At 66.5% G+C, this 21,310-nt stretch carries 18 protein-coding genes; 12 read left to right on the plus strand and 6 right to left on the minus strand.

The window, feature by feature from the left end; translation table 11 throughout:
- Positions 1-12 precede the first annotated feature (12 nt).
- Positions 13-2,103: an excinuclease ABC subunit UvrB gene (uvrB, locus tag ABFX18_RS07635; RefSeq protein WP_200328848.1), complete on the plus strand. Its 2,091-nt coding sequence runs from the start codon at positions 13-15 to the stop codon at positions 2,101-2,103.
- A 5-nt stretch (positions 2,104-2,108) separates the two neighbouring features.
- Positions 2,109-2,900, plus strand: coding sequence for a helix-turn-helix domain-containing protein (locus ABFX18_RS07640; protein ID WP_200328846.1), 792 nt, complete (start codon positions 2,109-2,111; stop codon positions 2,898-2,900).
- Here ABFX18_RS07640 and ABFX18_RS07645 read toward each other — a convergent pair.
- From ABFX18_RS07645 to ABFX18_RS07655, 3 genes are all read right to left on the minus strand, one after another.
- A complete protein-coding gene (locus ABFX18_RS07645) occupies positions 2,852-3,277 on the minus strand; it encodes a VOC family protein (RefSeq protein WP_346057909.1) in 426 nt (141 codons plus the stop codon). The genes ABFX18_RS07640 and ABFX18_RS07645 overlap by 49 nt on opposite strands.
- A 100-nt stretch (positions 3,278-3,377) precedes the next feature.
- Positions 3,378-4,049, minus strand: coding sequence for an RES domain-containing protein (locus ABFX18_RS07650; RefSeq protein WP_346057910.1), 672 nt, complete (start codon positions 4,047-4,049; stop codon positions 3,378-3,380).
- Complete coding sequence (locus ABFX18_RS07655; protein WP_346057911.1) at positions 4,046-4,681, minus strand: hypothetical protein; 636 nt, start codon at positions 4,679-4,681, stop codon at positions 4,046-4,048. The genes ABFX18_RS07650 and ABFX18_RS07655 overlap by 4 nt, the downstream gene beginning before the upstream one ends.
- A gap of 120 nt (positions 4,682-4,801) precedes the next feature.
- On the opposite strand from ABFX18_RS07655, the gene uvrA reads away from it, so the two are divergent.
- The 9 genes from uvrA (at position 4,802) to ABFX18_RS07700 (ending at position 15,060) form a co-directional block, all read left to right on the plus strand.
- Entirely contained in the window at positions 4,802-7,708 is a 2,907-nt protein-coding gene (uvrA, locus tag ABFX18_RS07660) for an excinuclease ABC subunit UvrA (RefSeq protein WP_176698325.1), read from the plus strand.
- The gene (gene uvrC, locus ABFX18_RS07665; RefSeq protein WP_090148947.1) at positions 7,705-9,633 is read left to right on the plus strand and encodes an excinuclease ABC subunit UvrC; all 1,929 of its coding nucleotides are present in this window, start codon (positions 7,705-7,707) and stop codon (positions 9,631-9,633) included. The genes uvrA and uvrC overlap by 4 nt, the downstream gene beginning before the upstream one ends.
- Positions 9,630-10,508: an RNase adapter RapZ gene (rapZ, locus tag ABFX18_RS07670; RefSeq protein WP_090148950.1), complete on the plus strand. Its 879-nt coding sequence runs from the start codon at positions 9,630-9,632 to the stop codon at positions 10,506-10,508. Before uvrC ends, rapZ begins: the two co-directional genes overlap by 4 nt.
- 57 nt (positions 10,509-10,565) lie before the next feature.
- Positions 10,566-11,546 carry a DNA-binding protein WhiA gene (gene whiA / locus ABFX18_RS07675; protein ID WP_090148955.1) on the plus strand — a complete coding sequence of 327 codons (981 nt, stop codon included), beginning with the start codon at positions 10,566-10,568 and terminating at the stop codon, positions 11,544-11,546.
- A gap of 115 nt (positions 11,547-11,661) precedes the next feature.
- Positions 11,662-12,279, plus strand: a complete 618-nt coding sequence (locus ABFX18_RS07680) for a superoxide dismutase (protein ID WP_346057912.1) — start codon at positions 11,662-11,664, stop codon at positions 12,277-12,279.
- 29 nt (positions 12,280-12,308) lie between these two features.
- Entirely contained in the window at positions 12,309-13,511 is a 1,203-nt protein-coding gene (locus tag ABFX18_RS07685; RefSeq protein ID WP_428833642.1) for a phosphoglycerate kinase, read from the plus strand.
- Positions 13,508-14,344 carry a triose-phosphate isomerase gene (tpiA, locus tag ABFX18_RS07690; RefSeq protein ID WP_346057913.1) on the plus strand — a complete coding sequence of 279 codons (837 nt, stop codon included), beginning with the start codon at positions 13,508-13,510 and terminating at the stop codon, positions 14,342-14,344. Before ABFX18_RS07685 ends, tpiA begins: the two co-directional genes overlap by 4 nt.
- Positions 14,345-14,406: 62 nt before the next feature.
- Positions 14,407-14,655 (plus strand): preprotein translocase subunit SecG, encoded by a 249-nt coding sequence (secG, locus tag ABFX18_RS07695; protein ID WP_090149806.1) that lies wholly within the window; start codon positions 14,407-14,409, stop codon positions 14,653-14,655.
- 39 nt (positions 14,656-14,694) lie between these two features.
- Positions 14,695-15,060, plus strand: a complete 366-nt coding sequence (locus ABFX18_RS07700) for an RNA polymerase-binding protein RbpA (RefSeq protein WP_090148964.1) — start codon at positions 14,695-14,697, stop codon at positions 15,058-15,060.
- Between the two features lie 69 nt (positions 15,061-15,129).
- On the opposite strand, the gene ABFX18_RS07705 is transcribed toward ABFX18_RS07700, so the two are convergent.
- Genes ABFX18_RS07705 through tkt form a run of 3 tightly spaced genes read right to left on the minus strand, consistent with a single transcriptional unit; the run spans position 15,130 to position 19,987 of the window.
- Positions 15,130-16,758, minus strand: a complete 1,629-nt coding sequence (locus ABFX18_RS07705; protein ID WP_346057914.1) for a glucose-6-phosphate isomerase — start codon at positions 16,756-16,758, stop codon at positions 15,130-15,132.
- A gap of 2 nt (positions 16,759-16,760) precedes the next feature.
- A complete protein-coding gene (gene tal / locus ABFX18_RS07710) occupies positions 16,761-17,870 on the minus strand; it encodes a transaldolase (protein ID WP_346057915.1) in 1,110 nt (369 codons plus the stop codon).
- Between the two features lie 29 nt (positions 17,871-17,899).
- Complete coding sequence (tkt, locus tag ABFX18_RS07715) at positions 17,900-19,987, minus strand: transketolase (RefSeq protein ID WP_346057916.1); 2,088 nt, start codon at positions 19,985-19,987, stop codon at positions 17,900-17,902.
- A gap of 88 nt (positions 19,988-20,075) precedes the next feature.
- Here tkt and ABFX18_RS07720 point away from each other — a divergent pair, with 88 nt between their 5' ends.
- Positions 20,076-21,008 (plus strand): heme o synthase, encoded by a 933-nt coding sequence (locus ABFX18_RS07720; RefSeq protein WP_090148975.1) that lies wholly within the window; start codon positions 20,076-20,078, stop codon positions 21,006-21,008.
- Positions 21,009-21,310 lie beyond the last annotated feature (302 nt).

Raw genomic sequence — 21,310 nt, forward strand, 5'->3', positions numbered from 1 at the left:
ACTCTCGAAGACATGGAACCCACCCGTAGCGTCCGCCCATTCGAAGTGGTCAGCGACTATGAGCCGAGCGGTGATCAGCCCGGCGCGATCGAAGATCTGACGCGTCGCATCAACGCCGGCGAGACCGATGTGGTCCTGCTCGGCGCGACGGGCACCGGTAAGTCCGCGACGACGGCCTGGTTGATCGAAGCGGTGCAGCGCCCGACGCTCGTGCTCGCGCACAACAAAACCCTCGCCGCCCAGTTGGCCAGCGAGCTTCGAGAGCTCTTTCCGCACAACGCCGTCGAGTACTTCGTCAGCTATTACGACTATTACCAGCCTGAGGCCTACGTGCCGCAGACCGATACGTTCATCGAAAAAGACTCCTCGGTGAACGCAGAGGTCGAGCGGCTCCGTCACTCGACGACGAATGCCCTGCTCAGCAGGCGCGACACCATCGTCGTGTCGACCGTCTCATGCATCTACGGCTTGGGCAAGCCTGAGGAATACTACGAGGCGATGGTGCCGCTCGCGGTGGGCGACCGGCTCGACCGCGACGTGCTCCTGCGCCGATTCGTCGACATGCAGTACCAGCGCAACGACATCGAGTTCGTGCGCGGCAACTTCCGTGTCCGGGGCGACACCGTCGAGATCATCCCGATGTACGAAGAGCTCGCGGTGCGCATCGAGTTCTTCGGCGATGAGATCGAGGCACTGTACTACCTGCACCCGCTGACAGGCGAGGTGATCAAGCAGGTGGAGACGATCTCCGTGTTCCCCGGGTCGCACTACGTTGCCAGTCGCGACGTGATGAACCGGGCGATGGGCCAGATCACGAACGAACTCGAGAGTCGTACGCGCGAACTCAAACAGCAGAACAAGCTCGTGGAGGAGCAGCGACTGCGCATGCGCACGACCTTCGACCTCGAGATGATGGAGCAGATCGGTTTCTGCTCCGGCATTGAGAATTACTCGATGCACATGGACGGACGGCGACCGGGCGAGGCGCCGCACTGCCTGCTCGACTACTTTCCCGACGACTTCCTCGTCGTCATCGACGAGTCCCACGTGACCGTGCCGCAGATCGGAGCGATGTTCGAGGGCGACGCGTCACGAAAGCGCACCCTCGTCGACCATGGGTTCCGGTTGCCCAGCGCACTCGACAACCGGCCGCTGAAGTTCAGCGAGTTCAAGGAACGGGTCGGTCAGACCGTCTACCTCTCAGCGACGCCGGGAAAGTACGAGCTGGAGCGCGCAGACGGCGTCGTCGAGCAGATCATCCGCCCGACCGGACTCATCGATCCCGAGATCGTGATCAAACCGAGCGAAGGTCAGATCGACGATCTGCTCGAAGAGGTGCGCGTGCGCGCCGAGCGCGATGAGCGAGTGCTCGTCACAACGCTCACGAAGAAGATGGCCGAGCAGCTGACGACCTTCATGGAAGAGGCCGGTGTCAGGGTTCGCTACCTGCACTCGGATGTCGATACGCTGCGACGCGTCGAGCTCCTGACGGAGCTGCGCGCGGGCGTGTACGATGTGCTCATCGGCATCAACCTTCTTCGAGAGGGGCTCGACTTGCCCGAGGTGTCGCTCGTATCGATCCTCGACGCCGACAAAGAGGGGTTCCTGCGATCGAGTACCTCGCTCATTCAGACGATCGGCCGCGCCGCGCGCAACGTCTCGGGCCAGGTGCACATGTACGCAGACACGATTACGCGCTCGATGCGCGAGGCCATCGATGAGACGAACCGTCGTCGCGAGATTCAGGTCGCCTACAACACCGAACGCGGCCTCGACCCGCAACCGCTGCGCAAGAAGATCGGCGACATCACAGCGATGCTCAATCGCGAAGCGGCCGACACCGAAGACATCCTCTCGCGTTCCGGTGCACACGCGCAGCGAAAGAGTCCATCGCCGCAGCGCGGCAAGAGCAAGTCGGCAGCGCGCGCCGGAGCGATCGCGGGCGAGGGCGCTGCGAAGCTCGAAGAGCTCATCAGCGACCTCACCGACCAGATGCTGGCCGCGGCCGAGGAGCTGAAGTTCGAGCTCGCCGCGCGACTGCGCGACGAGCTCTCGGAGATCAAGCGCGAACTCCGCAGCATGGACCAAGCGGGACACCTGTAACGTCGATGTACTCGGAATGGGCGGTTCAGGGGCTCGGCGTCGTATGGCGGGTCGAGCCGCCGACGCCGCACGAGCACTCGGAGCCGGCGTCCACGATCGTTCCCGCTGACGGCTGCGCCGACTTCGTGCTGCGGGGAGATGCACTCCTCATCGCCGGCCCTTCGACGACCTGGCTGCGGAGCCCCGTCGAACTGGCGGGTCCAACTGTGGGCATGCGCTTCGCCCCCGGGACCGCCGCGACGGCGTTTCAACGCCCGCTCCGAGCACTCCGCGACGAGCTGGTGCTCGCGGAGGACGCCGTCGAACGTGCGGCAGCCCATCGCACTGCCGGAGTGCTGCGCGCACTCGCAGCTGGCACAGTGTCGGCCGCTCGGCACCTGATGCACGACCGCACCTACATCGAGACCCTGATGACCTCGATCGACACCGAGGGCGACGCCGGCGGCTCGCCGCCCCTCTGGACGCGCACCGTGATTCGCGCAGCCGATCGGGAGGAGGCGTTCGGCCCCCTCGCCCGTCGGCTCGGACGATCGGAACGACAGCTGCACCGGAGCATGATCAGCGAGTTCGGATACGGGTACGCGGCGCTGCGCCGCGTACGTCGAGGACAACGCGCCCGCGCCCGGTTGCAGGCCGGCGATACGCTCGCCGAAGTCGCGGTCGAGGCGGGCTACAGCGATCAAGCCCACTTCACGAGGGAGTTCTCACGACTGACCGGCGAGTCGCCCTCCCGATACGCACGCTCGATTCAGGCTGTCGCGGAGTCGTCTGCCGGGGCCGTCGGGAGCGGTGCGTAGATGTCGACGGAGTTGCCGTCGGGATCCCGCACGGTGGCGTACCGCTGCCCCCACGGTGCGTCCCACGGCTCCGTGTCCGCCGCAGCGGGGTGCCGCTCGACGATCTCGGCGTAGGCGGAGTCCACCTCGGCCGGTGACGCCGCACTGCACGCAAAGGCGATGCGGTTCTCGCCCTCCGGGAGCTCGAACCCGGGGAAGAAGCTCTCGATCGTCGCCACCGGGTCCCACGCGAGCTTCATGTCGCCGGGCAACTGAACCTCCACATGAGGCGCGTCATCCAGCCCTTCTGGAATCGGGACCCCCAGCGAACGATAGAAGTCGAGAGAACGTCCCAGATCCGCGGTGACGATGCCGATGAAATCAAAATTCAGTGTCATGGGCTCAGGTTACGCGGAGGGCGCGATCCCCGTCTTGTATGAATCGGACACGCGGCAAGCCGTCGTGACACCGGGGGAGGCGCCGCGCCACGACGGGGCTTCACACGACCACATAGCCGTACCGCGCTGCGATCCGGTCGATCACGCCGGTGAGTTCGTCTCGATCCAGACGCAGCTGGGCGATCGGATGGCGCGGCATCGCGTCCTCCGCCGGCGACCAGAGTGCGACGACGCGCGCACTGGGAACGACGGACGACGCGGAGACCACGCCGTCGAGGCTGGGATACCGGGTGCGAATCGCCCGCGCCCAGGCGCGGGACGCCATGCGGTCTCCCGACGAGATCGCCGCGTTGCCGCCCGCCACCGCGACCCAGTCGCTATCGCTCAGGTCGAGGAGGCGCAACGTCCTCGACGTCTCGAAGATGGCGAGTGTGGGTGTTCCGTCGGAGCGGCGCACGATTCGGGTGGACTGGAACACCTCCAGGAGACACGCAGCGAGTGGTGAAGCAGATTCTCGTGCAGCGCCGGGCAGTTCGAGCGCGGCGTAGAGCACGCCGGAATCCGCATACTCAGCAGGCGGCTCGGGATGCGGATCGAAACGTGCATCGACCGGTCCGTACGTGCGAAACTCGTGCCACGCGACCGGATAGCGTCCGCCCGCTGTGAAAATCCGCGCCAGCGCTGTGCCGCTGGGTACCTCTCGCACCCATCCGGGATCCCGCGCGAGGTCGGGGAGTGCGTCCGCTCGGGGCGGCGGCAGGTACTCGCTCACGGGAGCCGATGCAGTGCGTCGTCCACCGCCGTCGCCGCGACCCGAGGATCTCCGCCCTGCGCCAGCCATTCGAAGGGTGCGAGTTCTTCACCATCACTCAGCAGCGCGGGGGCGGGCGAAGTCAATACACGTTCGGCGAACAGCAGAGGGGTGCCGCGCGGGATCACCAGCGCGACCGACGCCCACCCCGGCAGCTCACGATCCTCGGGGAACTGGAAGCGGGGGAGATGCCACCCGTGGCTGCGTCGCTGCGCGAGGAGGGTGCCAGCAGCGCAGCGTTGACGCACCCGAGCCGGAGTGACGCCGAGCATGTCCGCAGCCTCCGCCACGGTCGCGCTCCGAGCGGCCAACGACTGGTCTGCCATGAGCCCCTGTGTTGTCGCCTCCAGTGCGTCCGGTCGACGCAACGCATCTTCAGACACCCCGAACCGAGCGAGCGCCGAGACCTCCGTCTCCGTGAGCGCCCGAGTTCCCGCCTGCTGATGCGCGAGCAGCCCCGAGAGAAGCGCTTCCGCTGAATCCATCCGCGACGAATCGAGGTGAGCCACGAGATCGATCAGACGCTTCCGAGTGGGGTCGCCCGCACGCGACGCCGCGCTGATCGGGGACGGGCTGAGATGCGCGATCGACATGAGTACTCCTTGCATGTGCTTACGACAATAGTAACCGATAATGCCGTCGATCGGTGCGCTCCTGGCGAAAGCATCGTAGGTATGTTCGAATTCGGGCGCAGGAGCGGATAGAATGAGTCGGTGACTTCGAAGCACTCAACTCCGATCCGATCCTCCGCAGCCCACGCGCAGATCAGCGTGCAGGGCGCCCGTGTGCATAACCTGCAGAACGTCGATCTCGCCATCCCGCGGGACTCGATGGTGGTCTTCACGGGGTTGTCGGGGAGCGGGAAGTCGAGTCTCGCCTTCGACACGATCTTCGCGGAGGGCCAGCGGAGATACGTGGAATCGCTGAGCGCTTACGCTCGGCAGTTCCTCGGGCAGGTCGACCGACCCGACGTCGATTTCATCGAGGGACTGAGCCCGGCGGTCTCCATCGATCAGAAGTCGACGAACCGCAATCCGCGATCCACGGTCGGCACGATCACCGAGATCTACGACTACATGCGTCTCCTCTGGGCGCGCATCGGCGTCCCGCACTGCGCCGTCTGCGGTGAGCGGATCGAGGCGCAGACGGTCCAGCAGATCGCAGATCGCCTCATGGGACTCGAGGAGCGGACGCGGTACCAGGTGCTCGCGCCGGTCGTCAGCAAGAAGAAGGGAGAGTTCGTCGATCTCTTCCAGGACCTCGCCGCGAGCGGATACTCCCGCGCGATCGTGGACGGCGACGTGATCCAGCTCTCCGACCCGCCGAAGCTCAAGAAGCAGGTCAAGCACGACATCTCGGTCGTGATCGATCGCCTCGTGGCAGGCCCCGATATTCTCGGCCGTCTCACCGACTCGCTCGAGACCGCTCTGCGCCTCGCCGGAGGCATCGTCGCCGTCGACTTCGTCGACCGTGAGGCGAAGGCTGACGATCGCGTGCAGCAGTTCTCGGAGCAGCTCTCATGCCCGAACCAGCACCCGGTGCAGCTCACCGAGATCGAGCCGCGAACGTTCTCATTCAACGCGCCGTTCGGTGCATGCCCGGTCTGCTCGGGGCTGGGAACGAGCATGTCCGTGGACGAGGATCTCGTGCTCGGCGATCCGCAACTCTCCATCTCAGAGGGCGTCATCGTGCCCTGGACGAGCCAGGGGAAGAGCCTCTACCAGTACTACGAGAAGCTCCTGATCGGCCTCTCCGACGATCTGAAGTTCTCGTTGCAGACGCCCTGGTCGGGCCTGAGCGAGGACGTGCAGCAGGCGGTCCTGTACGGCAACGACTTCAAGGTGAACGTGCGGTGGCGCAATCGCTTCGGCCGGGAGGTGAAGTACTCCTCGGGATTCGAAGGTGTCATCCCGTTCATCGAGCGCCAGTACGCGGAAGCTGAATCCGACGCCAAGCGCGATCGCTGGGCGGAGTTCCTCCGTGAGGTTCCGTGTCATGCGTGCCAGGGGCAGCGGCTCAAGCCCGAGGTGCTCGCGGTGACGGTCAATGATCGGTCGATCGCTTCGGTCGGCGAGCTCAGCCTGCTCAATGCGAAGACCTTCTTCGACGATGTCGTGCTCACCGAGCGAGAGGCGAAGATCGCGGCGCAGGTGCTCCGCGAGATCCGGCTCCGGTTCGACTTCCTGATCGAGGTCGGCCTCGGCTACCTCACCCTGGCGCGTGCGGCCGGGACGCTGTCCGGCGGCGAGGCGCAGCGCATCCGCCTGGCCACGCAGATCGGGTCAGGACTCACCGGCGTGCTCTACGTGCTCGACGAGCCGAGCATCGGACTGCACCAGCGCGACAATCGGCGCCTGATCGAGACGCTGATGAAGTTGCGCGATCTCGGGAATACGCTCATCGTCGTCGAGCACGACGAGGAGACCATCGAAGCGGCCGACTGGATCGTCGACATCGGCCCAGGGGCGGGCGTCGAGGGCGGGACCGTGGTGCACTCGGGGCACTACGATGAACTGCTGAACAACCGCGACTCCATGACGGGGGACTACCTCGCCGGGCGGCGGAGCATCGAAACCCCGAAGCGTCGTCGCAAGCGAGACCGCAAGCGAGAGCTCAAGGTCGTGGGCGCTCGCTCGAACAACCTCCGGAACGTCGATGCCACGTTCCCCCTGGGCGTCATGACCGCCGTGACCGGGGTCTCCGGATCGGGCAAATCGACGCTCGTCAACGACATCCTCTACCGGGTGCTCGCGAACCAGCTGAACGGTGCGCGACTCGTCCCAGGGAAGCACACGCGCGTCACCGGGCTCGAGCACCTCGACAAGGTCGTCCATGTCGATCAAGCGCCCATCGGTCGCACACCGCGATCGAATCCCGCGACGTACACGGGGGTCTTCGACAAGATCCGCAACCTCTTCGCCGAGACCCAGGAGGCGAAGACACGAGGCTACCTTCCCGGAAGGTTCAGCTTCAACGTGAAGGGCGGCCGGTGCGAGGCGTGCTCCGGCGACGGCACGCTCAAGATCGAGATGAACTTCCTCCCCGACGTGTACGTGGCATGCGAGGTCTGCGGTGGGTCGCGCTACAACCGCGAGACCCTGCAGGTGCGCTACAAGGGCAAGAACATCTCCGAGGTGCTCGAAATGCCGATCGCCGAGGCTGAGCAGTTCTTCGAGCCGATCTCCTCGATTCATCGCTACATGAAGACGCTTGTCGATGTCGGACTGGGCTACGTGCGGCTCGGTCAGAGCGCGACAACACTCTCGGGCGGTGAAGCCCAGCGCGTGAAGCTCGCCACCGAGTTGCAGAAGCGATCGAACGGCCGCAGCATCTACGTGCTCGACGAGCCGACGACGGGTCTCCACTTCGAAGACGTGCGCAAGCTCCTGCTCGTGCTCAACGGTCTCGTCGACAAGGGCAATACGGTGATCACGATCGAGCACAACCTCGACGTCATCAGAAGCGCCGACTGGGTCATCGATCTCGGTCCGGAGGGCGGATCGGGCGGCGGCATGATCATCGCCGAGGGCACACCCGAGCAACTGGTGAACGCATCCGAGAGCCACACCGGTCAGTTCCTGAACGAGGTGCTGAACGGTCGGGCGAAAGCCTCCGCTTGAACGGCACCGATAACCGCGCGTCGTTCCGACCCGCCCAGGGGGAGATCCCGACGTCGCCCGGCGTGTACCGGTTCAGCGACCGGCATGGGCGAGTGCTCTACATCGGCAAGGCGAAGAACCTGCGAGCCCGCCTCGCGAACTACTTCCAGCCGCTGCACTCGCTCATGCCGCGCACGCGCACGATGCTCTCCATCGCCGCCAAGGTGGATTGGACGGTCGTCGCAACCGACACCGAGTCGCTCATCCTCGAGCACACGTGGATCACCGAGTACAAACCGCCGTTCAACGTCCAATTCAAGGACGACAAGACCTATCCGTACCTCGCGGTGACGTTGCGCGAGGAAGCGCCGCGCCTCGTCATCACCCGGAACGAACGCATCCGCGGAGCGCGCTACTTCGGCCCCTACCCGAAGGTGTGGGCGCTGCGCGAGACCACCGCGTTGCTGCAGCAGGCGTTTCCGATCCGCACCTGCAACGACGCCGATTACCAGCGCGCGATGAGCTCCGGCAAGCCCTGCCTCGCCGGGCAGATCGGGCGATGCAGCGGCCCCTGCTCGCAGAAGCTCACCGTGGAGGAGCACCGCGCACGAGTGGGCGAACTGGTCGCCTTCCTCGGAGGCAGCGACACGAGCCATCTGAAGGCTCTGCAGCGCGCCATGCGCGAGGCCGCGAGCGAGCAGCGATACGAGGAGGCCGCCCGTCTCCGCGACCAGGCGCAAGCGGTGGAGCACGTCATGGAGAAGAACGCCGTCGTGCTCGGGCTCGACGTGAATCTCGACGTGTTCGGGCTCCGATCGGACGAACTCGCCGCCGCTGCGCATCAGTTCATCATCCGCGGCGGGCGCATCCGCGGCGAACGCAGCTGGATCGTCGACGTCGAACTCGACGATTCGCCCGAGACGCTGCTCGAGCAGGTACTGCAATCCGCGTACGAGGGCGATCGCGAACCGCCGCCGCAGATCCTCGTCCCCCAGCTCCCGGCGAACTCGGCAGCGCTCGAGGAGGCGCTCGGCGCACGCCGACCTCGTCGCGGGCGCGTCACCGTGCGCGTGCCGGAGCGCGGCGACAAGGTGCAACTGATGGATCGAGCGATGCGCAACGCCGGTGAGCACCTGATCCGGCACAAACTCAAACGAGCTGCAGACCTCACCGCACGCACCGACGCGCTCGCCGAGCTGCAGCGCGCCCTCGACATGGACGAAGCGCCGCTGCGCATCGAGTGCATCGACGTGTCGCATCTTCAGGGCACGGGCGTCGTCGCGTCACTGGTCGTTTTCGAGGACGGGCTGCCTGCGAAGGGCGCCTATCGCAAGTACCGCATCGAGCAGACGACGGACGACACGGATTCCATCTACCAGGTCGTTTCGCGCCGTGCCGCACAACTGAACGCCGCTCGGGAAGCGGGGGAGCAGCCGAGCGGCATCTACCGCGATCGACCGCAGCTGCTGATCGTCGACGGCGGTGAGCCGCAGGTGAAGGCCGCAGCTCGGGCGCTCGCAGAGGCGGGAATCACCGATATCGCCCTGTGCGGGATCGCGAAGCGACTCGAGGAGATCTGGCTGCCAGGCGACCCATTCCCGGTCATCCTGCCGCGCACCAGCGAGGCGCTCTTCCTGGTGCAGCGCGTCCGTGACGAAGCGCACCGGTTCGCGATCACATTCCAGCGTCAGCGTCGCAGTACTTCGATCTCGAGCCGACTCTCAGAAATCCCCGGGCTCGGACCCAAACGCGTTCAGGCCCTGCTCAAGTACTTCGGCTCGGTGACACGGCTCCGTGCGGCGTCACTCGCCGAGCTCGCCGCCGCGCCAGGCGTCGGACCGAAACTGGGAGAGCAGATCCTGGCCCATCTGCAATCGGACGCAGGGGCGGGCGCTAAGCTAGAAGCTCACGTGGACGCGAAGCAGGGAGAGGAACTCGGCGCATGAACGACGCGGCATCCCAGCAGGAGATCCTCATCGTCACCGGCATGTCCGGAGCCGGCCGTAGCACGGTCGCCAACACGCTGGAAGACCTCGGTTGGTACGTCGTCGACAATCTCCCGCTCCCGATGTTGAAGACGCTCGCCGACATGGCCGACCGTTCGGGCGGCGCTCTGCCGCGCATCGTGGCGGTCGTCGACGTTCGCGGCCGCGACCTGTTCGCCGACATTCAGGCGACAGTCGACGAGCTGCGCGACAACGCGACGGTGCGCGTCGTCTTCCTCGACGCGACCGACGAGATTCTCGTGCGCCGGTACGAGTCGGTGCGTCGTCCGCACCCGCTGCAGGGCGAAGAGCGCAGTCTGCTCGAGGGCATCCGCCTCGAGCGCGAACGCCTGCAGGAGCTCCGCGCATCGTGCGATGTGGTCATCGACACCTCGCGCTACAACGTTCACGATCTCTCGACCGCAACGCGGGAGCTGTTCTCCGATGACAACACCCCCGGGCTGCAGCTCTCGGTGTCGAGTTTCGGTTTCAAGTACGGCGCGCCGACCGATGTCGACCTGATGGTCGACATGCGCTTTCTCCCGAATCCGTTCTGGGAGCCGGAGCTCCGGGCCCTCACCGGAGTCGATCCCGAGGTCAAAGAATACGTACTCGGCCGCGAGGGTGCCGCCGAGTTCCTCGATAATTATGTCGCTGCGCTCACTCCGGTCCTGGCCGGATTCCAGCGCGAGAACAAACGACATGCATCGCTCGCGGTAGGATGCACCGGCGGCAAGCACCGCTCGGTCGCCACCGCTCGAGAGCTCGCCGACCGACTTGCCGGGCTTCCCGGCGTCAGCGTGAGCCTGCGCCACCGCGACCTCGGTCGCGAGTAGTCGACGTTCCGCACGTCGACCGATTCATTGAAACACCCTCTCCGAAAGGACTCATTCGTGCTGTCTACCCCCGAGGTCAAGAGCGAACTCGTGCGATTCCCGGTGCAGAGCACCGGCGAACGCGTTGCCGAGGTCGCCACGATCCTCCGTCTTGCAGGCGGGCTGCACACCATTTCCGGCCGCATCGCTCTGGAGGCCGAGCTTCACACCCCCCAAATCGTGCAGCGCGTGCGCAAGGATCTCGCCGAATTGTACGGAATCCGCTCCGACGCCAAGCAGCTGCCCCCTTCGAGCACCCGACCCGGCGCGCCGCAGTTCCTCGTCCGCGTCCTCGACGGCGAGACACTCGCCCGACAGCTCGGACTGCTCGACCAGCGGCGCCGACAGATTCGCGGCTTGCCGAATCGACTGACCACGGGCGCGCAGGCTGAACTCGCAGCGATCTGGCGAGGCGCGTTCCTCGCCAGGGGCGGGCTGACCGCACCGGGTCGTTCCGCGAACCTCGAGATCGTGTGCCCGAGCAACGAGGTCGCCATGGCGCTCGTCGGAGCGGCGAGCCGCATCGGCGTCGACGCGAAGAGCCGTGAGATCCGCGGGCAGCACAAGGTGCTCATTCGCGACAGCGAAGCGATCAGCGAGATGCTGGGGTTGATCGGCGCCCAGGAGGCGCGGAAGAACTGGGACGAATTGCGTCGCGCCCGGGAGACTCGTGCAACCGCGAACCGCCTCGTGAACTTCGACGATGCGAACCTTCGCCGCTCCGCGCAGGCGTCGGTTGCTGCGTGCGCCCGAGTGGAGCGAGCCATGGAGCTGCTCGGAGACAGCATTCCCGAGCATCTGCGCTACGCCGGCGAACTGCGACTCACACATCGGGAGGCGAGCCTCGACGACCTCGGGGCACGGGCTGATCCGCCCCTCACGAAGGATGCCGTGGCCGGCCGCATCAGGCGGTTGCTCGCAATGGCCGACAAGGAAGCGGAAGTGCGCGGCGTGCCGGGCACGGAGGCGAGCCTGCCCGACGAACTCGACAGAATTTAGCGTCTGGCGAACAGCGGCGATCAGACGGTCGTCTCGGACTGCCTTTCCCACCACGGGGAGAGCTCCCGCCATAGACTGAATCCGACAACTGTTCACCGAGAGATTGGATCGCCACATGGCCGCCTACTCACTTCCCGAGCTTCCTTATGATTACGCCGCTCTCGAGCCGCACATCAGCGGCAAGATCATGCAGTTGCATCACGACAAGCACCACCAGGCCTACGTGACCGGCGCGAACACCGCTCTCGAGCAGCTGGCAGAGGCGCGCGAGTCGAACAACCTCGCGGCCGTCAACAAGCTGGAGAAGGACCTCGCGTTCAACCTCGGCGGCCACGTCAACCACACGATCTTCTGGAACAACCTCTCGCCGGAGGGTGGAGACCGCCCCGAAGGCGAGCTCGCCGCTGCGATCGACGAGTACTTCGGCGGTTTCGAGAGGTTCCAGGCGCATTTCACCGCGACGGCTCTCGGCGTTCAGGGCTCGGGATGGGCAGTGCTCGCGTGGGACGTGCTCGGTCAGCGCCCGAACATCGTGCAGCTCTTCGACCAGCAGGGCAACCTCCCCGCAGGCACGATTCCGCTGCTGCAGCTCGATGTCTGGGAGCACGCCTACTACCTCGACTACCTCAACGTGCGCGCCGACTACGTCAAGGCGTTCTGGAACATCGCGAACTGGCAGGACGTGGCACGTCGCTTCGAAGCGGCGCGCACGCAGACTTCCGGCCTGATCTGAATTCCGCACCTCGAGGAGCCCACCTGTTCATGCGCACCATAGAATCACTCGGATCGCTGCGATCGAAGACGGTCGTCGTCCGATGCGATCTCAACGTTCCTCTGAGCGACGGCGTCATCTCGGATGACGGCCGTATCCGTGCTTCGCTCTCGACCATCCGCGAATTGCGCGATGCCGGGGCGAAGCTCGTGCTCATCAGCCATCTCGGTCGCCCGAAGGGCGAACCGGACGCTCGGTACTCGTTGCGTCCGGTCGCTGAGCGCATGAGCGAACTGCTCGGGGCACCGGTGCGCTTCGTCGAAGAGACGATCGGAGACGCCGCCTCGGCTGCGGTCTCCGGTCTCTCCGACGGCGAGGTGGTGCTCCTCGAGAATCTGCGGTTCTCGGCCGCGGAGACAAGCGCCGATGCTGCCGAGCGACGTGCCTTCGCTGAGCGTTTGGCAGCGTTCGGGGACGCCTTCGTCTCGGACGGCTTCGGCGTCGTGCACCGGCAGCAGGCGAGCGTCTACGAACTCGCGCAGTTGCTGCCGAGCGCTGCCGGTCGTCTCGTCGTCGCAGAGCTGGACGTGCTGCAGCGCCTGACCGTGAACGCGGCTCGGCCGTACACCGTGGTGCTCGGCGGCTCGAAAGTCTCCGACAAGCTCGGTGTGATCTCCCATCTGCTCGAGCGGGTCGACACGCTGCTCATCGGCGGAGGGATGCTGTTCACATTCCTCGCCGCACAAGGTCACAGGGTCGCTGCGAGCCTCCTCGAAGCCGACCAGCTCGACACCGTGCGCGGGTACCTCTCGGAGGCTGAACGTCGCGGGGTGCGCATCGTGCTCCCCACGGACATCATCGTGGCCGAGAAGTTCGCCGCCGACGCCGCGCATGAGACGGTGCCGGCCGATGCCATCGAGTCCTCGAGCTTCGGAGCGAAGGGCCTCGGTCTCGATATCGGGCCGAAGTCAGCAGACGCCTTTGCCGCCGTCATCGCCGAATCGGCGACCGTCTTCTGGAACGGCCCGATGGGCGTGTTCGAGCTCGACGCGTTCGCGTCGGGCACTCGGACCGTCGCACGCGCTTTGACGGAGACCGATGGCTTCACCGTCGTCGGGGGTGGTGACTCCGCTGCAGCGGTCCGCGCGCTGGGGTTCTCGGACGACCAGTTCGGCCACATCTCCACCGGCGGCGGTGCGAGTCTCGAATACTTGGAGGGCAAGTCACTGCCCGGCTTGGAGGTACTGGCATGACCAGAAACACCCAGGAAGGCGCGGATGCCAGGCAGCCGCTGCCGTTCACGGAGCGCACGCCGCTGATCGCGGGCAATTGGAAGATGAACCTCGACCATCTTCAGGCGATCGCACTCGTGCAGAAGCTCGCTTGGGGCCTGTCAGATGTGCGGCATGATTTCTCGGCCGCCGAAGTGGCCGTCTTCCCTCCGTTCACCGATCTCCGCTCGGTGCAGACCCTGCTCGCAGCCGACAAGCTCTCGCTCACCCTCGGAGCACAGGATGTCTCGCCGCACGAAGCCGGCGCGTACACCGGAGACATCTCCGCGGCGATGCTCGCGAAGCTCGACGTATCGTATGTACTCGTCGGGCACTCCGAGCGACGTCAGGGACACGGCGAGAGCGATGAGACCGTCGGGCTGAAGGCCCGGGCCGCTCATGCTTCGGGAATGGTGCCGATGATCTGCGTCGGTGAGACGGCTGCGGACTTGGAGGAGCACGGCGCTGCGGCGATCCCCGTCGCTCAGCTGACGACCGCTCTGGCGCAGCTCCCGGAGGATGCGGAGTTCGTCGTTGCGTACGAGCCCGTGTGGGCGATCGGCAGCGGGCAGGCGGCCACCCCGGAGCAGGCGGAAGACGTCGCTCGGGCGCTGCGCGAGCACCTGCGCGATCTGCGAGGCGATGACCGCGCCGCGCGCACGCGCATTCTCTACGGAGGATCAGTCGCCAGCCAGAACATCGCCGGATTCATGCGCCAGCCCAATGTCGACGGTGCTCTTGTCGGCGGAGCGAGCTTGAAGGTCGATGAGTTCACTCGGATCATTCAGTTCCAGAAGCATGTGACGGCCGGCTAAAACGACTCCACGCTATACTGGTCGTTGGCCTTACGCGCCCGCGACCTCGAAAGGTGCACTTCGTGCTCATTCTGAAGATCATCCTGCTCGTCATCCTCGTGATCACGAGCCTGCTGCTCACCCTGTTCATCCTGCTCCACAAGGGGCGCGGGGGAGGGCTCTCCGACATGTTCGGAGGCGGGGTGACGTCGAGCCTCGGCTCATCGGGAGTCGCGGAGCGCAACCTCAATCGCATCACCGTCGTCGTGTCCCTCATTTGGGGAGCTTCGATCATCGCGCTCGGGCTCATCGCGCGCTTCTCCGTCGTCTAGACGGCGCGCTCACCCGATCCAGCAGTAGAAAGGCAATTCGTGGCAGGCAGTAACGCCATCCGTGGCGCCCGAGTCGGTTCCGGCCCCATGGGGGAGAAGGATCACGGCTCACGCGCCGAACGCACGCAGATCTCATACTGGGATGCCCTCGGAAACGAAACGGTGCGCTATTTCGCATCCGACGTTCCCGATGAGGAGATTCCCGAGCAGATCGATTCTCCGACGACCGGCCTCCCCGCCGGGCGCGACAAGGAGAATCCTCCGCTGCTTCCGAAGAACGAACCGTTCAAGACGCACCTCGCGTATGTGAAGGAGCGTCGCACGCCCGAGGAGGCGGAAGAGCTTCTCGAGGCTGCGCTGCAGAAGCTGCGCACTCGACGAGGCACCGCGCGCAAGTCGGCGTAGCCCCGCAGACGAAAACGGCCCCAGAGCACTACGCTCTGGGGCCGTTTTCGTCGATCGGCGCTTTCGCTCTCAGTCGAGCGACGACAACGCCTCGGTGAGTGCGCGGACCGTGGCTGCAGGGTCAGCGCACTCGATCGCGAACACGGGCCGATCGCGCTCGGCGAGAACTGAGCGATCGCCTCGGGCCTGCGCTGTGATCAGAGCGTCGAAGCCGCGATCCGAGCCTGGGATCGGCAGCGGTTCCGGATCCGACTCCGTGAGCTGCAGGAAGACTGCCGCTGCAGGGCCGCCCTTGTGCAGCTGGCCGGTGGAGTGCAGATAGCTCGGGCCCCACCCGAGGGCGACCGGGCAGCCGGTCGCCTCCGCGAGCCGGTCGCGAAGCTTGTGCAACGGTTCCGACTCGTCGCCCTGCGGGTCGAGGTACGCCTGGAGCGAGAGATAGCCCGCATGCTGAGCCGCCTGGCGCACCTGCCCGATGAATCCCGTCACGTCGGACACGTCCACTCCGGACGGGGTCGAGAGTACCCTGGCGCCTCCGGAGCCGGCGAGTTCGGCTCCGTCGTCACCGCCCGGTGCAGCTGTGTCATTGTCGAGCGCCGACCGCGCAGCGACCTTCGCCGACTCGACATCGGGCTGGTTGAACGGGTCGATGCCCATGAGCCGGCCCAGCACTGCAGTTGCGACTTCCCAGGTGAGCATCTGAGCGCCCAGCGTGCCTGCGACGCCGATCGACGCGCGCTGGCCGGAGACCTCAGCTGCTTCGCCACCGTCGTCGGCAAGCCCGACCACGGTCACGCTCGCGGGCACGGTCGCGAACTCCGGAGCACCCGCATCGAGTGCGACCGGCAAGACGCCCTGCCCCTCCTTGCCGGTCGATTCGGCGACGAGCTGCTCGATCCAGTGGCCGAGCCCCCAAGCGGCCGAACCGTCTTCCACGAGAGCCAGCACGAAGCGACGCGGCAGCCCGGCGTAGATCGCCGAAGCGAGGCGCAACGCGGGGTTCTCCGCGTGGTCTGAGGAGACGCGGGCGCGCACATCCTCCGCATCCTGGAGGAGGCGCCCCAGGTCGGCTCCGGCGAGCCCGGCGGGCACCAGGCCGAATGCGGTCAGTGCTGAGAAGCGGCCTCCCACATTCGGGTCGGCCGTGAACACGCGACGGCCGGCGGCACGGGACTCCTCGTCGAGCGGGGAGCCCGGGTCGGTCACGATGATGATGCGCTCAGACGGCTCGATCCCGGCTACGCGGAACGCATCCTCGAACGCGGCGAGGTGGCTGCGGGTCTCGATCGTTCCACCCGACTTCGAGCTCACGACGACCGCGGTGCGGGCCAAATCTCCGGCGAGCGCGCGTCGCACCACATCGGGATGGGTGGAGTCGATCATGGTGAGATCGACTCCGGCCCAGCGAGTGATGACTGCAGGCGCCAGGCTCGATCCGCCCATGCCGCAGAGCACGATGCGATCGACTCCATCCGCGCGCAAGTCCGAGCGCAGCTGCTCGATCTCCGGGATCAGGCGCTCAGCGGTGGCGGCGACATCGGTCCAGCCGAGCCGAATCGCGGCTTCCGCCGCAGCCGCTTCACCCCAGAGGGTCGCGTCGTGGGCGAAGATACGTCCCGCGACACGATCCTCGACGAGCGTCGCGAGCGCTGCTTCCGCGTCGCGCAGACCGCCATCGACGTTGACCTCCAGGGCCATGATCAACGAGCCTCTCGAAGTGCCTGCTCGACCGTGCCGAGCAGCTCCGACCAGGAAGCCTCGAACTTCTGCAGGCCCTCCTGCTCCAGCAGCTCGGTGACCTCGGCGTAGTCGACGCCGAGGGCGTCGATCGCGTTGAGCACCTGGTTCGACTCCAGGTACGATCCCGAGATCGTGTCGCCGGGGACGTGCCCGTGGTCGGCGAATGCCCGCAGCGTCGCCTCCGGCATCGTATTCACGGTGTTCGGAGCGATGAGACCCGTCACATACGCCGTATCCGCGAGCGCGGGATCCTTCACGCCCGTCGACGCCCACAGCGGACGCTGCGGATTCGCGCCGAGCCCGACGAGGAACCGAGCACGCTCGGTGTCGAAGGACTGCTCGAACACCTCGTATGCGAGGCGGGCATTCGCAATGCCTGCCTGTCCGGTGAGCGCGAGCGCCTCCGGTGTGCCGATCTCGCGAAGTCGACGGTCGATCTCGGAGTCGACGCGAGACACGAAGAAGGACGCGACCGAATGAATCGTCGAGAGATCGATGCCCGCAGCACGAGCGCGCTCGAGGCCAGCGAGGTACGCGTTGATCACCTGGCGGTAGCGCTCGAGGCTGAAGATCAACGTGACGTTGACGCTGATCCCCGCCGCGATGGTCTCGGTGATCGCATCGAGCCCCTCGACGGTCGCCGGAATCTTGATCATGGCGTTCGGACGGTCGACGCGAGCCCAGAGATCCTGAGCCTGGGTCGCCGTACCGGTCGTGTCGCGGGCCAGGCCCGGCTCGACCTCGATCGACACCCGGCCGTCTCGTCCACCCGTCGACGCGTACACGTCGGCGAGCAGGTCGCATGCGTCGGCCACATCCGCGGTCGTGAGCTCCACGATCGCCGCATCCGTGTCGAGTCCGCGCGCAGCGGCGTCCTTGAGCCGGTCTCCGTAGCCGTCGCCGCCGCCGATGGCGTTCGCGAAGATCGTCGGATTCGTGGTCACACCGACCACGTTCACCGTTTCCACCAGCGAGGCGAGCTCGCCGCTCTCGAGGCGATGGCGCGACAGATCGTCGAGCCAGATGCTGACTCCGGCCTCACTGAGGGCGGAGGTATGAGGGTTCGTCATCCTGTGATGATCCTTTCAGAGATGCGGGTTCAGGCGGCGAGCGACGCGTGCGCAGCTGCGACGACGGCGTCGGTCGTGATGCCGAACTCGCGGAAGAGTGTCTGGTAGTCGGCGGAGGCGCCGAAGTGCTCGATCGACACGGAGCGACCGCGGTCGCCCACGATCCGGTCCCAGCCGAGGGAAAGACCGGCCTCGACGCTCACGCGCGCGGTCACCGCCTTCGGGAGCACGCTCTCGCGGTACTCCTCCGTCTGCTCGGCGAACCACTCGAGGCTCGGCGCCGACACGACGCGCGCTCCCACGCCCTCGGCGGCGAGACGCTCGCGCGCCTCGACGGCGAGCTGCACCTCGGAGCCGGTGGCGATCAGCAGGACGTCCGTCGAATCCGTGGGGGAGTCGGCGAGCACGTAGGCGCCCCTTCGCACTCCCTCCGCGGCCTGCTCGATGCTCGCGAAATCTCCGCCGCGCGGCAGCACCGGCACGTTCTGCCGGGTGAGCGCGAGGCCCGACGGGCCCGCATTGCGCGTGAGGATCTCGTGCCAAGCGATGGCCGTCTCGTTGGCGTCGGCAGGGCGCACCACTGCGAGATTCGGAATCGCGCGGAGCGTGGCGAGCTGCTCGATCGGCTGGTGCGTCGGTCCGTCCTCTCCGAGGGCGACCGAATCGTGCGTCCAGACGAACACGCTGGGCACGTTCATCAGGGCGGCGAGGCGCACAGCGGGCCGCATGTAGTCGCTGAAGATCAGGAAGGTGCCGCCGTAGCTGCGCGTCCTCCCGTGCAGCTGGATGCCGTTGAGGATCGCGCCCATCGCGTGCTCGCGAATGCCGAAGTGCAGCACACGGCCGTAGGGATCGCCCTGCCACGCGTTGGTGGAGCGCTCCGCAGGGACGAAGGACGGCGCGTTCGGGATGGTCGTGTTGTTCGATCCGGCGAGGTCGGCGGATCCGCCCCAGAGCTCGGGCATCACGGGGCCGAGCGCGGCGAGCACCTTGCCGCTCGCGGAACGGGTCGCGATGCTCTCGCCGGGCTCGAACGTCGGCAGCACCTCGAGCGCTTCGGCCGGAAGCTGCTGGGCTTCGACCCGGTCGAAGAGCGCCTTGCGATCCGGATTCGCAGTCGCCCACGCATCGAATCCCACCTGCCATTCAGCACGCTTCTCCGCCCCGCGCTGCACGGCCGCGCGGGTGTGCTCGATCACCTCAGGCGCGACGGCGAAATGCTGCTCCGGATCGAACCCGAGCGCGGTCTTCAGGCCTGCGAGCTCCTCGGAGCCGAGCTTCGCGCCGTGAATGCCGCCGGTGTTCTGCTTCCCGGGGGAGGGCCAGCCGATGATCGTGTTGACGATGATGAGCGAGGGCTTCGAGGTCTCCGCCTGAGCGGCTTCGATCGCTCCGTGCAGCTCGGCGATGTCCTCGACGTACGACCCCGTCTTCTTCCAGTCGACCTCGATGACCTGCCACCCGTAGGCCTCGTAGCGCTTCGCCACGTCCTCGGAGAACGAGATGTTCGTGTCGTCCTCGATCGAGATCTGGTTGGAATCGTAGATCGCGATGAGATTGCCGAGCTCCTGGTGACCGGCGAGCGACGACGCCTCGCTCGTCACGCCCTCCTGCAGATCGCCGTCTCCGGCGACGACGTAGATGAAGTGATCGAAGGGGCTCGTCCCGGGTGCCGCCTCCGGGTCGAACAGGCCGCGCTCGTAGCGCGCGGCGTACGCGAACCCGACTGCCGAAGCGAGGCCCTGCCCGAGGGGGCCGGTGGTGATCTCGACGCCGTCGGTGTGACCGTACTCCGGGTGGCCCGGCGTCTTCGAACCCCAGGTGCGCAACGACTTCAGATCGTCGAGCTCGAGACCGTACCCGCCGAGGTACAGCTGCACGTACTGCGTGAGCGACGAGTGGCCAACGGAGAGGATGAACCGGTCGCGCCCGACCCAGTGAGGATCCGACGGATCGTGACGGAGCACCTTCTGGTGCAGCAGGTACGAGACCGGTGCGAGGCTGATCGCCGTGCCCGGGTGCCCGTTGCCCACCTGTTCCACGGCATCCGCCGCAAGTACCCGCGCGGTGTCGACCGCGCGATCGTCGAGTTCATCCCACTGCAGTTCGTTCGCCAAGACGTTCCTTTCCGGCTGAATCGGGGTGAACGCCGCCCTGGCGCACCCCCGCACAATCTTATCGAACGGCGGGGTACCATAGAAGGTGATGTCCACGCAGATCCCAGCCCAGACTCAGGCCCGCGCTACCGCAGGGCGACCCTCGTTCGGCCGTACGGTCAAGAACTACGTCGCCCTGACGAAACCCCGGGTCATGGAGCTGTTGCTGGTGGTCACCGTTCCCGCGATGATCCTCGCGCAGGGCGGCCTCCCCAACCTGTGGCTCGTGCTCGCGACCCTCATCGGCGGCGCCATGAGCGCCGGGTCGGCGGGAGCGTTCAACTGCTACATCGACCGCGACATGGATCGCAAGATGAAGCGTACGGAGAACCGCCCCCTCGTCACCGGTGAGATCTCCGATCGCAACGCCCTGATCTTCTCCTGGGTGATGGGCTCCCTCTCCGTCGTATGGCTGGCGCTGACGACGAACCTGCTCGCCGCCGCGCTCTCCGCAGGTGCGATCTTCTTCTACGTCGTCATCTACACGATCGTGCTGAAGCGTCACAGCGAGCAGAACATCGTCTGGGGCGGGATCGCCGGCTGCTTCCCCGTGCTCATCGGGTGGGCCGCTGTCACCGGCACACTGGACTGGCCCGCGTGGGTGCTGTTCCTCGTCATCTTCCTCTGGACGCCGGCGCACTACTGGCCGCTCTCGATGAAGTACCGCAACGACTACGCGGCCGCCGGCGTGCCGATGCTCGGAGTCGTACGCGGTCGGGTCACCGTCGGGCTGCAGGTCATCCTGTACACCTGGGCGACCGTCGCGGCGAGCCTGCTGCTGATCCCCGTCGCCGAGATGGGCTGGACCTACACCGTCGCGTCACTCGTGTTCGGCGGATACTTCATCGTGCAGGCGCACCGGCTGTACGCGCACGCGATCCGGGGCGAGGCCGGGAAGCCGATGCAGGTGTTCCACACGGCGAACATCTACCTCTCGGTCATCTCGCTCGTGATCGCGGTCGACGCACTGCTCCCCTTCTGAGCGGCGCGCGCCGCTTCGCTCAGCACGCGCGCTCCCGGTCCTTCGCGTCCCGCGCGCGCACGCGCCTGCGCGCCGCCCGCTCCCGCCCGCTCCCGCCCGCTCCCGCGCGCCCTGCCCGCTCCCGCTCAAGCGCGCCCCGCCCGCTCCCGCACGCCGTCCGAGAGCGCAATTGGTGCTCGATTCAGGGTGGGCTACATGCCGAACTGCGCTCTCGAGCGCCTTCTCCAGGCCGCCGTCGTTCCCTCCGCGCCACTCCGCTCCCGTGCAACGCCGCAGGCGCCACCGCACCTCTTCGCGTCCGC

The sequence above is a fragment of the Leucobacter alluvii genome (genome assembly GCF_039530485.1).
Lineage (GTDB): Bacteria > Actinomycetota > Actinomycetes > Actinomycetales > Microbacteriaceae > Leucobacter > Leucobacter alluvii.